Origin of the sequence: Azoarcus sp. DN11, from assembly GCF_003628555.1 — a bacterium.
Lineage (GTDB): Bacteria > Pseudomonadota > Gammaproteobacteria > Burkholderiales > Rhodocyclaceae > Aromatoleum.
The window spans coordinates 468,816-483,038 of record NZ_CP021731.1 but is presented as its reverse complement, the minus strand read 5'-3'; the positions used below and the strand labels follow the sequence as shown (position 1 = coordinate 483,038).

Genomic DNA, 14,223 nt, shown 5'->3' with positions numbered 1-14,223 from the left:
GCGCATCGATTATTCGTCCGCACTCCTGCGGGCAGGGAGGATGGCCATGACTCACTCCGCGCCGCTGCACGTCCCGTCCCATGCCGACCTGCGCGCCGTCGTGCGCATCGTCGGCGTCGCGTCGGCCCTCGGCGCCCCCGCGCCGGGACCGGAAGCGGCCCCTGCCGCACTCGAGCGCCACGGCCTGCTGCAGCACCTGCGGGGGCTGGGGGTGGCGGCGAGCTGGCAGGAAACGCTCGCGCCGCTCACGGTGCCGCCCGCGGGCGCGCCGATGCGCGAGCGCCTCGATGCGGTCGGCGAGCTCGCGCGGCGCGTTGCGGACCACCTGACCGCGCTCGCCCCCGAGGTCTTTCCCCTCGTGATCGGCGGCGACCACGCCATCGGCATCGGCACGTGGCGCGGCGTCGCCACCCGCGTCGCAGCGCGCGGCGCGCTGGGCCTGATCTGGATCGACGCCCACCTCGACAGCCACACCGAGCTCAGCACGCATTCGGGCAACATCCACGGCATGCCGCTCGCGGCCCTGCTGGACGAGGGCGACCCGGCCCTGACGGGGATCGACGGGCCGAGAATCGATCCGGCGAACGTCGCCGTGATCGGCGCCCGCACCTGGGAGCCGGAAGAGCGCGAGCGCCTGCGGCGCCTGGGCGTACAGGTCTTCGACATGGCGGAGGTGCGCGAGCGCGGCATCGCCGCGGTGTTCTGCGACGCGCTGAGCGTGGTGCGCGAACGCACCGGCGCGTTCGGCGTCAGCATCGATCTCGACGCGCTCGACGCCTCGGCCTTCCCCGCGGTCACCTGCCCGGAAACGGCGGGCATCGCGCCCGAGGAGCTGTGCGACGCGCTGCTCGCGCTGCGCGGCTGCGGCGACTTCGCCGCGCTGGAGATCGTCGAATACCTGCCCGGCCTCGATCCGGGCGGCACCTGCGCGGGCTGGGTCGCGAACATCGCCGGCGCGGCGCTGGGCCCGTCGACCTACCTGCTGCGCGCGAAGGAGCGCGAGTTCGGCGCCCACAACTACGCCCCGCTGCCGGTCGTCTTCCGCCACGGCCGGGGCGTGTGGCTGTGGGACGTCGAGGGGCGGCGCTACCTCGACATGATGAGCGCCTACTCGGCGGTCAGCTTCGGCCACGCCAACCCGCGCCTGCTGCGCGCGCTCAACGACCAGGCGCAGCGCCTCGCGCTGACCTCGCGCGCGTTCTCCAACGACCGCCTGCCGGTGCTGATGGAGCGCCTGTGCAGCCTGCTCGGCTACGACCGCGTGCTGCCGGTGAACACCGGCCTCGAGGCGGTCGAGACGGCGTTGAAGACGGCGCGCAAGTGGGGCTACAAGGTCAAGGGCATCGCGCCCGACCGCGCCGAGATCATCGCCTGTGAAGGCAACTTCCACGGGCGCTCGATCACCATCGTCGGCATGTCCTCGGAAGCGCAGTACCGCGACGGCTTCGGCCCCTTCCCGGCGGGCTTCAAGCGCATCCCGTATGGCGACGCGGACGCGCTCGAGGCGGCGATCACGCCGGACACCGCGGCCTTCCTCGTCGAGCCGGTCCAGGGCGAAGGCGGCATCCTCGTACCACCGACGGGCTACCTCGCGCGCTGCGCCGAGATCTGCCGCCGCCACAACGTGCTGCTGATCGCCGACGAAGTCCAGACCGGCCTCGGCCGCACCGGGCGCCTGCTCGCCTGCGACCACGAGGGCGTGCACCCGGACGGGCTGATTCTCGGCAAGGCGCTGGGCGGCGGGCTGCTGCCGGTGTCGGCCTTCCTTGCCGACGCACCAGTGATGGACGTTTTCCGGCCGGGCGACCACGGCTCGACCTTCGGCGGCAACCCGCTCGGCGCCGCCGTGGCGCTGGAAGTCCTCGCCCTCCTCGACGAGACGCGTCCGTGGGAACACGCCGCACGCCTCGGCGAACGCCTGATGGCCCGCTTCCGCGACGCGCGCCTGCCCTGCATCCGCGAGGTGCGCGGGCGCGGGCTGCTCGTGGGCATCGAGCTCGATCCGGCACTGCTGCGCGCAACGACCGCGGCGGAGCTGCTGCTCGCGCGCGGCATCGCGACCAAGGACACACACGGGACGGTGCTGCGCTTCGCGCCGCCGCTGGTGATCACCGAGGCCGAGCTCGACGCCGCGGCCGACATCGTCATCGACACGCTGGCGTCCGCCACCGCCGTGCCACGTCACGAACCGCTGCACCCCTGACGGCGCCCCAGCGCCGCGCCCGCTTGCCGCTCCGGAGGAAATCGTCGCCCCCGGAGCGGCATTCGTTGCTAGAATTTCCCGCGAATTCAATTGCTTTCGGTTTGGCAACGCCCCGAATCGGTGCGTCGGCGGCGGGTGAGCGTGTCGCGAGGCAGCCCACGACCGCCAGGCCAGCGTGAGTTTGCCGCGCGCCCATCGAAAACGTCCTTCTTTCTCGAGCCCCTTAGAAAAGATCCTCACCTATGCTGCTCTGGTTCGTCATCGGCTACTGGGCCATCTCAGTCGGCATCGGCTTGTGGGCCGCCACCCGGGTACACACGACGAAGGACTTTGCCGTCGCGGGGCGCCACCTGCCCTTCTACATGGTCACGGCGACCGTGTTCGCGACCTGGTTCGGCTCCGAGACGGTGCTCGGCATTCCGGCGACCTTCCTCAACGAAGGCCTCGCCGGCGTCGTCGCCGACCCCTTCGGCTCGTCGATGTGCCTGATCCTCGTCGGCCTGTTCTTCGCCGCGCCGCTGTACCGCATGAACCTGCTGACGATCGGGGACTTCTACCGCAAGCGCTACGGGCGCTCGGCCGAGGCGCTGACGACGATCGCGATCGTGATCTCCTACCTCGGCTGGGTCGGCGCGCAGATTTCGGCGCTGGGCCTGGTGTTCAACGTCGTGTCGGGCGGCGAGATCAGCCGACTCGCGGGCATGTGGATCGGCTCGTGCACGATCCTGATCTACACGCTGTTCGGCGGCATGTGGGCGGTCGCGATCACCGACTTCCTGCAGATGATCGTAATCGTCCTCGGCATGCTGTGGATTGGCGGCGAAGTCAGCGGCATGGTCGGGGGCGTCGATGTCGTGATCGCGAAGGCGACCGGGGAAGGCAAGTTCGCGTTCTGGCCGGCGCTCGACGCGAAGGAGATCATCGGCTTCGTCGCCGCGTGGATCACGATGATGCTCGGCTCGATTCCGCAGCAGGACGTGTTCCAGCGCGTGCAGTCGTCGAAGACCGAGAAGATCGCGGTGTGGGGCTCGGTGCTGGGCGGCGGCCTGTACTTCCTGTTCGCCTTCGTGCCGATGTTCCTCGCCTATTCGGCGACGCTGATCGCCCCGGAGATGGTCGCGGAGCTGACGGGAAGCGACCCGCAGATGATCCTGCCGCGCCTCGTGATGGACAAGGCGCCGCTGTTCGCGCAGGTGATGTTCTTCGGTGCGCTGCTGTCGGCGATCAAGAGCTGCGCCTCGGCCACGCTCCTCGCGCCGTCCGTGACCTTCACCGAGAACCTGCTCAAGCCGATGCTGGGCAAGGTGAGCGACCGCGAGCTGCTGCGCACGATGCGCATCGTCACGCTGTCCTTCACCGTACTCGTCACGCTGTACGCGATGTATTCCAAGTCGAGCATCTTCAAGATGGTCGAGAACGCCTACCAGATCACGCTGGTGATGGCTTTCGTGCCGCTCGCGTGCGGCGTGTACTGGCGGCGGGCAACCAACCAGGGGGCGCTGGTATCGATCTTCTTCGGCGTCAGCACCTGGCTCGGCGTGCTGCTCGGCGGCCCCGACGACCCCTTCATCCCGGCCCAGCTCGCCGGCCTCATCGCCAGCGCCATCGGCATGGCGGCCGGTTCGCTGCTGCCGCAGGCGATTCCGCACGATCGCGGGATCCACGACATGCTGCGCCACGGCCACGCCGCCGCGCAGACCCACCACGCCGGACCGGCGCTGCACGAGCACGGACAGCAACACGTGCGCGCGGAGCCTTGACCGGGGACGCATTCCGCCGCCCCGCCTGCACCGGGGCCGCGGGCGCGTCGCGCCCCGCACGCCCTCCTTTGCCTTGCCGGGTCGCGCCGCGATCCGGCCCGGATCGTCCGCACTTTTCCCGACCATCGTGCCCGAATGGCTCGCCCCCCGCGCCTGCAATGCCTATGCTGCGATGAGGGGTATGCCCGGACATGCGGGACGGTATCGCCGCCACCGCCGTAGGTACCAGCCTATTACCTGCGCGCGGTGACGCGATGAAATACTGCTCGGCAATCAGGGCGCTCAGTCCCTGACAAGACGAGGAGACAAACCATGCAAGCAATCCGGATCGCCGCGGCGATTCGCGACGGGTCGTCGTCCACGGCGTCCGGCCGCGATCTGCCGCTGACGCGGCGCCAGTTCCTGAAAGGCTCGGGCATCCTGTTCGGCACGCTCGCGATCGGCACCCCGCTCGCCGCGCTCGCCCCCTCTCCGGCGTGGGCGCTGGAACTCAAGACGCTCGACACGGCCACGGGCGAGACCCTGCTCAAGTTCGGCCGCGTCCTCTATCCCCACCCGAACCTGCCGGACGCCGTGTACGCCCTGCTCGTCAAGGATCTCGACGCGATGGCGGCAGCCGACCCGAAGGTCGCGCTGCAGCTGCGCGAAGGCGTGGCCGGCCTCGACCGGGCGGCCGGCGGCGCGTTCGCCAAGGCCAGCGCGGCCGCGCAGCTTGCGGCCGTCAAGGCGATCGAAGGCAGCCCCTTCTTCGCCACCGTGCGCGGCAAGTGCGTGACCTCGCTCTACGACAACGACATGACCTGGGCGGCCTTCGGCTACCCCGGCGAATCGTGGAGCAAGGGCGGCTACATCACTCGCGGCTTCCAGGACCTGAAGTGGCTGCCGGCCCCGCCGGAGAGCGCCAGCCCGCCGCCGTACATGGGCTGAACGGCATCACGACAATCAAAATATTCGGAGACGGGACATGGGCAAGATCGCATTCGACGACGCTTCGGCGGTCGTCATCGTCGGCTCGGGCGCGGGCGGCGGCACCCTTGCGAACGAGCTGTGCCAGAAGGGCATCAAGGTGGTGTGTCTCGAAGCGGGGGCGATGCAGTCGAGCGCCAGCTTCATCAACGACGAGTGGAAATCGTTCGCGCAGCTCGCGTGGCTGGACATGCGCACGACCTCGGGCAGCTGGCGCCTCGCGAAGGACTTTCCGAACCTGCCGGCGTGGATCTGCAAGACGGTGGGCGGCACGACGACGCACTGGGCCGGCGCGTCGCTGCGTCTCCAGGAGCATGAATTCAAGGCGCGCACGCGCTACGGCGCCATCGACGGCGCCAACCTGATGGACTGGCCGCTGACGCTGAAGGAGATGGAGCCCTGGTACGCGAAGGCCGAGGACAAGATGGGCGTCACGCGTACCAACGGCATCCCCGGACTGCCGGGCAACAACAACTTCAAGGTGATGTACGCCGGCGCGACCAAGCTCGGCTACAAGGAAGTGCACACCGGCCGCATGGCGATCAACAGCCGCCCGCGCGACGGGCGCGGGCGCTGCATGCAGCTGGGCTTCTGCTTCCAGGGCTGCAAAAGCGGCGCCAAGTGGTCGACGCTGTACACCGAACTGCCCAAGGCCGAGGCCACGGGCAACCTCGACCTGCGCCCCGAATCCCACGTCACGCGCATCGAACACAACGCGGCCGGCAAGGTGAGCGCGGTGGTGTATTTCGACAAGGACGGCAAGGAACAGCGGCAGAAGGCGCGCGCCGTGTGTGTCGCCGGCAACTCGATCGAGACGCCGCGCCTGCTGCTGATGTCGGCCACGGACAAGTTCCGCGACGGGCTGGCGAACTCGTCGGGCCAGGTGGGGCGCAACTACATGCGCCACATGACCGGCTCGGTGTACGCGGCGTTCAAGGAGCCGGTGCACATGTACCGCGGCACGACGATGGCCGGCATCGTGCGCGACGAGGCGGGACACGACACGCGGCGCGGTTTCGTCGGCGGCTACGAGATGGAGACGCTGTCGCTGGGCGTGCCCTTCATGGCCGCCTTCCTCAACCCCGGCGGCTGGGGCGAGGACTTCGCGTGGTGGATGGAGCACTACAGCCAGCTCGCCGGCATGTGGCTGGTCGGCGAGGACATGCCGCGCGAGAGCAACCGCGTCACGCTCAATGCCAACGTGAAGGACAAGTACGGCAACCCGGTGCCCAACGTGCACTTCGACGACCACGCCAACGACATCGCGATGCGCGAGCACGCCTATACGCAGGGCGAGCGGGTCTATCAGGCGGCGGGTGCGATCCGCAGCTTCCGCACGCCGCCCTACCCCTCGACGCACAACCTCGGCACCTGCCGCATGGGCGCCAGGGCGGCGGACAGCGTGTGCAACGCCTTCGGCCGCACGCACGACATCCCCAACCTGTTCATCTCGGACGGCAGCCAGTTCACGACCGGTGGCGCGGAGAACCCGACCCTCACGATCGTCGCCCTCGCCATCCGCCAGGCCGATCACATCGCCGACCTGATGAAGCGCAAGCAGCTCTGACCGCCCCGACACGAGGATCCTTCCATGTGCGAATACTTCGTCAAGGCCGACCCGATCCAGTACGAGCAGCGCACCCGCACCATCCGCATCCACGGCGTGCTCACCAGCATCCGCCTGGAGAACATGGTGTGGGACATCCTCGCCGAGATGGCCGAAGAGGAGCAGTGCACGACCAACCATCTCGTCGCGACCTTCCACGACGAGATCCTCGCGCACCGCGGCGAAGTGCCGAACTTCGCCTCCTTCCTGCGCGTGACCTGCATGCGCTACCTGCGGCGCAAGCTCATCGCCGCGGAACGCGCGCTCCCAAACGCAGCGTCGCCGGCGCTACCGGCGGCGACCTCGAAGATCGTCGCAATGGCGGGTAAGGCATAAGCCCGCGCCCTTCGCGGCACCATCCGCCAAAAACGATTTCCCCCCAACTCACGGAGTCTCCATGGCCAAAATCATCCACAGCATGATCCGCGTGCTCGACCTCGACAGATCGATGCGTTTCTACGCCGACGTGCTCGACCTGCGCGAAGCGCACCGCCTCGACTTTCCCGAGTTCACGCTCGTCTACCTGCGCAACGCGGAGAACGACTACGAACTCGAACTGACGCTCAACAAGGGGCGCGAGGAGGCCTACACGCACGGCACCGGCTACGGCCACATCGCCGTCGTCGTGCCCGACGTCGCCGCACGCCACGCCGAACTGACGGCCAAGGGCTACGAACCTGCCCCGGTGAAGGAATTCAAGCGCGGCGACGAACTGCTCGCGCGCTTCTTCTTCATCCAGGACCCGGACGGCTACAAGATCGAGGTGCTCGAGCGTCACGGTCACTACCGGTGACAGCGCAGCACCGCTGGGCTGCCCGGCCCGGCCGCAACCGGGGCGCAAAATACCCGCCCGCACATTGCCCCGATCAAGACCGTCGGATCTCCCGGAATGCCGGAAAACCGCGGATTGCCGATATTCCGGCGATCCGCAAGGGCGTTCCGGCTATGTATGCACCTTCATATTTCCCTTTGCCGGGAACGGTGCTAGCATCGCCCCACCAAATTGTTTGATGTCAAACAATCAATCCGATGAACCCCGCCGGATTTGCCCGCGGGACGGGAGGCGATGTGAAGAAACTGCTGACACTGACGGTGAATGGGCGCCTGCGCGAGGACGCGGTGGCCGAGAACACGCTGCTGATCGACTACTTGCGCGACACGCTGGGCCTCACGGGCACCAAGCAGGGCTGTGACGGCGGCGAATGCGGCGCCTGCACGGTGCTGATCGACGGCGTGCCGCGGCTGGCGTGCAGCACGCTCGCGCACAGCGTCGAAGGGCGCCGCATCGAGACCATCGAGGGCCTGAGCACCGCGGGCAACCTGTCGCGGCTGCAGCGCGCCTTCCATGAGCATCTGGGCAGCCAGTGCGGCTTCTGCACGCCGGGCATGATCATGGCGGCCGAAGCGCTGCTGCGGCGCAATCCGCAGCCGTCGCGCGACGAGATTCGCGCCGCGCTCGCCGGCAACCTGTGCCGCTGCACGGGCTACGTGAAGATCGTCGATTCGGTCGAGGCCGCGTCGAAATGCTGCGAGGTGACGGCATGAACGCCCCCGACCGCGTCCTGCCCCGCGTCGGGCGTGCCGGCGGCGAAGCGCACGGCGTCGGCGCCCGCCTGCCGCTCGTCGACGGCGTCGAGAAGGTGACCGGCGCCGCGCGCTACACCGCGGACCTGCCGGCCGTCGGCGCCCTGGTCGGCAAGATCCTGCGCAGTTCCTGGGCGCATGCCGAACTCCTCGAAGTCGACGTCAGCGCGGCGCAGCAGCTCCCCGGCGTGCGCGCGGTCATCACCGGCGACGCCTGCGACATGCCCTACGGCGTGATCCCGATCGCGCAGAACGAATTCCCGCTCGCCCGCGGCCGCGTGCGCTACCACGGCGACCCGATCGCGGCGGTCGCTGCCGTCGACGAGGCCACTGCCGACGCCGCGCTCGCGCTGATCCGCGTCAAGGTGCGCGAACTGCCGGCCTGTTTCAGCGCGGCGGAGGCGCGCAAGCCCGACGCGGTGCTGCTGCACGACAACAAGCCGGGCAACATCGAGCGCGAGGTGCACAACGAATTCGGCGACGTCGCGGCGGGTTTCGCCGCCGCCGACCTGGTGCGCGAGGAGACCTACCAGTGCGCCGAAGTCCATCACGCGATGATGGAACCGAACGCCGCGCTCGCCGCCTGGGACGTCGAGCGCGGCCACCTCACGCTGTGGTCGGTGACGCAGGTGCCCTACTACGTGCACCTCACGCTCGCGCGCTGCCTGAAGATGGAAGCCGCGCACATCCGCGTGATCAAGCCTTACGTCGGCGGCGGCTTCGGCCACCGCGTCGAGGCGCTCAACTTCGAGGTCATCTGTGCGCTCCTCGCGCGCGCCGCACGCGGCACGGTGCGCCTGCTGCAGACCCGCGAGGAAGCCTTCCTGACCCATCGCGGCCGCCCGGAAACCCACATCCGCATGAAACTGGGCCTCACCCGCGACGGCCGCGTCACCGCCTGCCAGGCCGAGATGGTGCAGCGCGGCGGCGCCTACGGCGGCTACGGCCTCGTCACCATCCTCTACGCCGGCGCGCTGTTGAACGGCCTGTACGACATTCCGGCGGTGAAATACGACGGCTACCGCGTCTATTCGAACACGCCGGCCTGCGGCGCGATGCGCGGGCACGGCACGGTCAATGCGCGCTTCGCGTTCGAATCGCTGCTCGACACGATGGCGGGCGAACTCGGCCTCGACCCGATCGCCGTGCGCCGCAGGAACCTGCTGAAGGCCCCGACCGACACGATCAACGGCCTGAAGGTGATGAGCTACGGCCTGCCCGAATGCATCGACTGGGTCGAGCAGGCCTCCGGCTGGCGCGCGCGGCGCGGCAAGCTTGTCGGCGACGGGCCGGTGAAGCGCGGCCTCGGCATGGCCTGCTCGCACTTCGTCAGCGGCTCGGCGAAACCCGTGCATTGGTCGGGCGAACCGCATGCGGTGATCGTGCTGAAAGTCGATTTCGACGCCAGCGTCACGATCCTCACCGGCGCCTCCGACATCGGCCAGGGCTCGTCCACGATCATCACGCAGGTCGTCGCCGAAGTGCTGGGCATCGACCACTCGCGCATCCGCCTGATCGCCACCGACTCCGCGATCACGCCCAAGGACAACGGCTCGTACTCGTCGCGCGTGACCTTCATGGTCGGCAACGCGGCGCTCGATGCCGCCGAGAACTTGAAGCGCATCCTCGTCACTGCGGCGGCGAAGCGCCTGGGCGTGAGCGAGGCGGAAGTCGATTGGCTCGGCGAAGCGGCGGCGGTCGTCGGCGATCCCGCGCGCCAGATCGCCTTCGCCGACGCCGTCGAGGAGGCGCTGGTCGCGACCGGCACGATCACGGCGAAAGGCATCTTCACCTGCCCGCCCGAGTTCCAGGGCGGCAAGCAGCGCGGCGGCGCGGTCGGCTCGACGATGGGCTTCTCCTACGCCGCGCAGGCGGTGGAAGTCAGCGTCGACACCGAGCTCGGCACCGTCACCGTCGACAAGGTGTGGACCGCCATCGACTGCGGCTTCGCGCTCAACCCGATGTCGGTCGAAGGCCAGGTGCAGGGCGCAGTGTGGATGGGCATGGGGCAGGCGCTGTCGGAGGAGACGGTGTACGAGAACGGCCGCCACAAGGCTGCCAACCTGCTCGACTACCGCGTGCCGACGATGGCCGATTCGCCCGAGATCGACGTGCATATCGTCGAGAGCATCGACCCGAACGGCCCTTTCGGCGCGAAGGAGGCGAGCGAAGGGCCGCTGTCCGGCTTCCTGTCGGCGCTCGCCGCCGCGGTCGAGGACGCCACCGGCGCGCGCATCCGCCAGACGCCGTTCACGCCCGACCGCGTCTTCGATGCGCTCAACCGCAAACCCAGACCCGCCGCCGCGGCCGCGGCAAACCCGACCGCCACCGCGAAAGGAGAAGCCTGATGGGCGCGCTGTCCGAATTCCGTTTCTTCCGTCCGGCGAGCGCTGCCGACGCCGTGCGCCTGCGGGGCGAATTCCCGGCGAGCCGCTTCATCGCCGGCGGCACCGACCTGCTGCCGAACATGCGCCGCGGGCTGGTCGGCGCCGAGGTCCTGATCGACCTCGGCGCGGTCGCCGAAATGAAGGAGCTGCGCCGCGACGGCGAACGCCTGCACATCGGCGCCGGCGTCACGCTCGCGACGCTCGCCGCCGATCCGACCGTCGTCTCCCACCTGCCCGCGCTCGCGCAAGCCGCACTCGCCGTCGCCGGCCCGACGCACCGCCGCGCGGCGACGCTGGGCGGCAACCTGTGCCTCGAGACCCGCTGCCAGTACTTCAACCAGAGCGAGCACTGGCGCGCCGCGAACCAGTTCTGCATGAAGCTCGACGGCGACACCTGCCGCGTCGCACCGAAGTCGAGCCGCTGCTACGCGGCCTTCAGCGGCGACGTCGCGCCGGCCCTGCTCGCGCTCGGCGCCGAAGTCGAACTCCTCGGCCCGCAAGGCGCGCGCCGCCTGCCGCTGGCGGACTTCTACGTCGATGACGGCATGCGCTGGCTCGCACTCGGCGCGGACGAACTCCTCGTCGCGGTGACGGTGCCGCTCGTCGCGGGCCGTGCCAGCACTTACGAGAAGATCCGCGTGCGCGGCGCGATCGACTTCCCGCTCGCGGGCGTCGCCGTGGTACTGCGCCGCGACGGCGACAGGATCGCCGAACTGCGCGTCGCCTGCACCGGCGTATCCTCGCGCCCCGAGCTCATCGCCGGGCTCGACGAACTCGTCGGGCAGACGCTCGACGACGCGGCGCTGGCTACAATGGAACGTCACGTCAAGCGCGGCATCCAGCCGATGGAGACGACGCTGATGAGCGTGCCCTACCGCCGCCGCGCGACGCCGGTGCTGGCGAAACGGCTCGTGCGCCGGTTGTGGGATGAAGCCAAAGGAGGCTGACATGGACAGCGTCAATCTCGAAGTGCTGCGCCAGGCCGTCGCCTGGGACGCGGCCGGCGTGCCGGTCACGCTCGCGACCGTCGTGCGCACCTGGGGCTCGTCGCCGCGCCCTGAAGGCGCGCTGCTGGCGATCGCCGGCGACGGCCGCCTGGTCGGCTCGGTGTCCGGCGGCTGCATCGAGGACGACCTCCTCGACCGCCTGCGCGCCGAACGCCCCGCGCGCCCCGAGCAGGTCACCTACGGCATCACCGCCGAGCAGACACGCCGCTTCGGCCTGCCCTGCGGCGGCAAGCTGGAGCTGGTGCTGGAGCCGCTCGTCCCCGGCAACCGCCTCGCCGAGACGCTCGCCGCGATCGAACGCGGCGAGATGGTCGCGCGCCGCGTGGACCTCGAAACGGCAGCGGTCAACCTCCTCGGCGACGTCCCCGACGCCGCCGTCGTCTTCGACGGCGCGACGCTGGTGTCGGCCTTCGGCCCGCGCTGGCGCATGCTGATCATCGGCGCCGGCCAGCTGTCGCGCTACGTCGCCGAATTCGCGCTGGCGCTCGACTACCAGGTGACGATCTGCGAGCCGCGCGAGGAATATCGAGAAAGTTGGGCCGTGCCCGGCGCGACGCTCACGACCGAGATGCCCGACGACGCGGTCACCGCGCTGCGCCCCGACCGCCGCACCGTGATCATCGGCGCGACCCACGACCCCAAGCTCGACGACCTCGCGCTGATCGACGCGCTCAAGACCAACGCCTTCTATGTCGGCGCGATCGGCTCGCGCGCCAACAGCGAACGCCGGCGCGAACGGCTCAAGCTCTTCGACCTCACCGACACGGACGTCGACCGCCTGCACGGCCCGGTCGGCCTGCCGCTGGGCAGCCGCACCCCGCCGGAAATCGCGCTCGCGATCCTCGCCGACCTCACCGCGCGCCGCAACGGCGTCACGCTGGTCGCCGCCGACGCGCGCCCCGCAACGCTCGGCGACGCCTGCCCTACGCTCTGACCGGCATCCGCCTCGCCGCCCGCCGCCCCGCGTCGCGGGTCTCGCCGCGAACCCGTCGCACGGCCTTTGCCTGAAAAGCGTAAATTTCATCCCTGCGACGGTGACGTTTTCAGCGGATGGGATCAAAGTGGGCATTCGCCGGCGGCGAGGCGACCAAGGGAGGGTACATGGGCACGCAGATCGACGGGCGCGGCGCGGCGCCATCCTTCCCCTACCTGCTCTATCGCTACCTGTGGCCTTTCCAGTACTTCCGCGACGTCACGCGCGGCGGCCGCCTGGAGCGCCAGCAGGCCTACCGTCACAACCGCGCGATGCGCCGCCACCTCCCCGGCTTCGTCGCGAAATGGAGCTTCCTGACGCTGTTCGCGATGGCGGCCGGCGGCGCACTGGAACCGCTCGGCCTGACCGTGCCCGCCGCCGCCTGCTTCATCTTCGCGACCTGGACGCTGCTCGTCGCGCTCCTGCTCGCCGTCGACTGGCTGTGGCTCGAACGCTTCCCGGAGCTCTACTAGCGGCGCTTGCCGCCCCGGTCGGCAGCGGGGCAGGTGGCCCCCCATCTCCGGCTAGGGCTGGATTTCAAATTTCTGAAACATTTCGTCAATATGATTAGAAGTTTGAATCCGGCCCGGCGATAGGGCCTATTGAGGAGTGAACTGATGAGCTTTACCTCGCGCGTGGCCAAGGGGGCCGCGGTCGTCTTCGGTCTCGGCATGGCCTACGCAGTCTCCGCCGCGGATATCACCGGCGCAGGATCCACCTTCGTGTACCCGATCCTCTCCAAATGGTCATCGGAATACAATGCCAAGACCGGCAGCAAGATCAACTACCAGTCGATCGGCTCGGGTGGCGGCATCGCCCAGATCAAGGCCGGCACCGTCGACTTCGGCGCGTCCGACGCCCCCCTGAAGACGGAAGACTTGCAACAGGCCGGATTGACCCAGTTCCCGGTGGTTATCGGCGGGGTGGTGCCGGTGGTGAACATCGCCGGAGTCGAACCGGGCAAGCTCAAGTTGACCGGCCCCGTGCTCGCGGACATCTTTCTCGGTAAAATCACGAAATGGAACGATGCAGCGATCGCCTCGCTCAACAGCGGCGTAGCGTTGCCCGAGGCAACGATCAACGTCGTGCATCGTTCCGACGGCTCCGGCACGACGTTCAATTTCGTGAATTACCTGGCAAAGGTCAGTCCCGAGTGGGGGTCCAAGGTCGGCGAAGGTACGTCCGTGCCGTGGCCGGTCGGTGTCGGCGGCAAGGGTAACGAAGGCGTCGCCGGATACGTCAAGCAGCTCAAGAACTCCATCGGCTACGTCGAACTGGCATACGCGCTGCAGAACAAGATGTCCTACGTCGGCCTGAAGAATCGCGCCGGGAAATTCGTCGAGCCCAGCCTGGAGACGTTCCAGGCGGCAGCGGCGAGCGCGGAGTGGAACAAGGCCAAGGACTTCTACCTCGTCATCACCGACGCACCGGGCGCCGACTCGTGGCCGATCGCTGCCTCGGTGTTCGTGATCATGTACAAGCAGCCGAAGGATGCGGAACGCAGCAAGGCGACGCTCGAGTTCTTCAAGTGGGCGATGGAGAACGGCCAGGCCGCGGCGAAGGCGCTCGACTACGTCGCGCTGCCGGCCCCGCTGGTCAAGCAGATCGAGACCCACTGGAGCTCGGAAATCAAGTAACCGGTTCTGACTTGGTATACTTTGGGGTGCTTGGCACCCCAATTTTTTTATTGTGAGTAGCAACCATTAACTCCTTCGCAAACTCGGTCCGGGCCGGAAA

The 14,223-nt window shown here is 68.9% G+C and carries 12 protein-coding genes; all 12 read left to right on the top strand.

Annotated features, from left to right (window positions below):
* Nucleotides 1–46 precede the first annotated feature (46 nt).
* The 12 genes from rocD (at nucleotide 47) to pstS (ending at nucleotide 14,123) form a co-directional block, all read left to right on the top strand.
* Nucleotides 47–2,203 (top strand): ornithine--oxo-acid transaminase, encoded by a 2,157-nt coding sequence (gene rocD, locus CDA09_RS02145; protein WP_121427115.1) that lies wholly within the window; start codon nucleotides 47–49, stop codon nucleotides 2,201–2,203.
* 242 nt (nucleotides 2,204–2,445) lie between these two features.
* The gene (locus tag CDA09_RS02140) at nucleotides 2,446–3,963 is read left to right on the top strand and encodes a high affinity choline transporter 1 (RefSeq protein ID WP_121427114.1); all 1,518 of its coding nucleotides are present in this window, start codon (nucleotides 2,446–2,448) and stop codon (nucleotides 3,961–3,963) included.
* 312 nt (nucleotides 3,964–4,275) lie between these two features.
* Complete coding sequence (locus CDA09_RS02135) at nucleotides 4,276–4,890, top strand: twin-arginine translocation signal domain-containing protein (RefSeq protein WP_121427113.1); 615 nt, start codon at nucleotides 4,276–4,278, stop codon at nucleotides 4,888–4,890.
* 37 nt (nucleotides 4,891–4,927) lie between these two features.
* Nucleotides 4,928–6,496 (top strand): GMC family oxidoreductase, encoded by a 1,569-nt coding sequence (locus CDA09_RS02130; protein WP_121427112.1) that lies wholly within the window; start codon nucleotides 4,928–4,930, stop codon nucleotides 6,494–6,496.
* A 24-nt stretch (nucleotides 6,497–6,520) separates the two neighbouring features.
* Entirely contained in the window at nucleotides 6,521–6,871 is a 351-nt protein-coding gene (locus tag CDA09_RS02125; RefSeq protein ID WP_121427111.1) for a ribbon-helix-helix domain-containing protein, read from the top strand.
* A 61-nt stretch (nucleotides 6,872–6,932) separates the two neighbouring features.
* A complete protein-coding gene (locus CDA09_RS02120) occupies nucleotides 6,933–7,328 on the top strand; it encodes a VOC family protein (RefSeq protein ID WP_121427110.1) in 396 nt (131 codons plus the stop codon).
* 275 nt (nucleotides 7,329–7,603) lie between these two features.
* The gene (hcrC, locus tag CDA09_RS02115; RefSeq protein WP_121427109.1) at nucleotides 7,604–8,080 is read left to right on the top strand and encodes a 4-hydroxybenzoyl-CoA reductase subunit gamma; all 477 of its coding nucleotides are present in this window, start codon (nucleotides 7,604–7,606) and stop codon (nucleotides 8,078–8,080) included.
* A complete protein-coding gene (gene hcrA, locus CDA09_RS02110; protein WP_121427108.1) occupies nucleotides 8,077–10,467 on the top strand; it encodes a 4-hydroxybenzoyl-CoA reductase subunit alpha in 2,391 nt (796 codons plus the stop codon). Before hcrC ends, hcrA begins: the two co-directional genes overlap by 4 nt.
* Nucleotides 10,467–11,453 (top strand): 4-hydroxybenzoyl-CoA reductase subunit beta, encoded by a 987-nt coding sequence (gene hcrB / locus CDA09_RS02105; RefSeq protein WP_121427107.1) that lies wholly within the window; start codon nucleotides 10,467–10,469, stop codon nucleotides 11,451–11,453. Before hcrA ends, hcrB begins: the two co-directional genes overlap by 1 nt.
* A 1-nt stretch (nucleotide 11,454) precedes the next feature.
* Nucleotides 11,455–12,447 (top strand): XdhC family protein, encoded by a 993-nt coding sequence (locus tag CDA09_RS02100; RefSeq protein WP_121427106.1) that lies wholly within the window; start codon nucleotides 11,455–11,457, stop codon nucleotides 12,445–12,447.
* A gap of 167 nt (nucleotides 12,448–12,614) precedes the next feature.
* Nucleotides 12,615–12,959, top strand: coding sequence for a hypothetical protein (locus CDA09_RS02095; protein WP_121427105.1), 345 nt, complete (start codon nucleotides 12,615–12,617; stop codon nucleotides 12,957–12,959).
* 144 nt (nucleotides 12,960–13,103) lie between these two features.
* Complete coding sequence (gene pstS, locus CDA09_RS02090) at nucleotides 13,104–14,123, top strand: phosphate ABC transporter substrate-binding protein PstS (protein WP_121427104.1); 1,020 nt, start codon at nucleotides 13,104–13,106, stop codon at nucleotides 14,121–14,123.
* The last annotated feature ends 100 nt before the right edge of the window (nucleotides 14,124–14,223 follow it).

Bases quoted from the DNA above. Each gene is read 5' to 3' on its own strand.
- rocD (WP_121427115.1), top strand. From the start codon at position 47: ATGACTCACTCCGCGCCGCTGCACGTCCCGTCCCATGCCGACCTGCGC.
- CDA09_RS02140 (WP_121427114.1), top strand. From the start codon at position 2,446: ATGCTGCTCTGGTTCGTCATCGGCTACTGGGCCATCTCAGTCGGCATC.
- CDA09_RS02135 (WP_121427113.1), top strand. From the start codon at position 4,276: ATGCAAGCAATCCGGATCGCCGCGGCGATTCGCGACGGGTCGTCGTCC.
- CDA09_RS02130 (WP_121427112.1), top strand. From the start codon at position 4,928: ATGGGCAAGATCGCATTCGACGACGCTTCGGCGGTCGTCATCGTCGGC.
- CDA09_RS02125 (WP_121427111.1), top strand. From the start codon at position 6,521: ATGTGCGAATACTTCGTCAAGGCCGACCCGATCCAGTACGAGCAGCGC.
- CDA09_RS02120 (WP_121427110.1), top strand. From the start codon at position 6,933: ATGGCCAAAATCATCCACAGCATGATCCGCGTGCTCGACCTCGACAGA.
- hcrA (WP_121427108.1), top strand. From the start codon at position 8,077: ATGAACGCCCCCGACCGCGTCCTGCCCCGCGTCGGGCGTGCCGGCGGC.
- hcrB (WP_121427107.1), top strand. From the start codon at position 10,467: ATGGGCGCGCTGTCCGAATTCCGTTTCTTCCGTCCGGCGAGCGCTGCC.
- CDA09_RS02100 (WP_121427106.1), top strand. From the start codon at position 11,455: ATGGACAGCGTCAATCTCGAAGTGCTGCGCCAGGCCGTCGCCTGGGAC.
- CDA09_RS02095 (WP_121427105.1), top strand. From the start codon at position 12,615: ATGGGCACGCAGATCGACGGGCGCGGCGCGGCGCCATCCTTCCCCTAC.
- pstS (WP_121427104.1), top strand. From the start codon at position 13,104: ATGAGCTTTACCTCGCGCGTGGCCAAGGGGGCCGCGGTCGTCTTCGGT.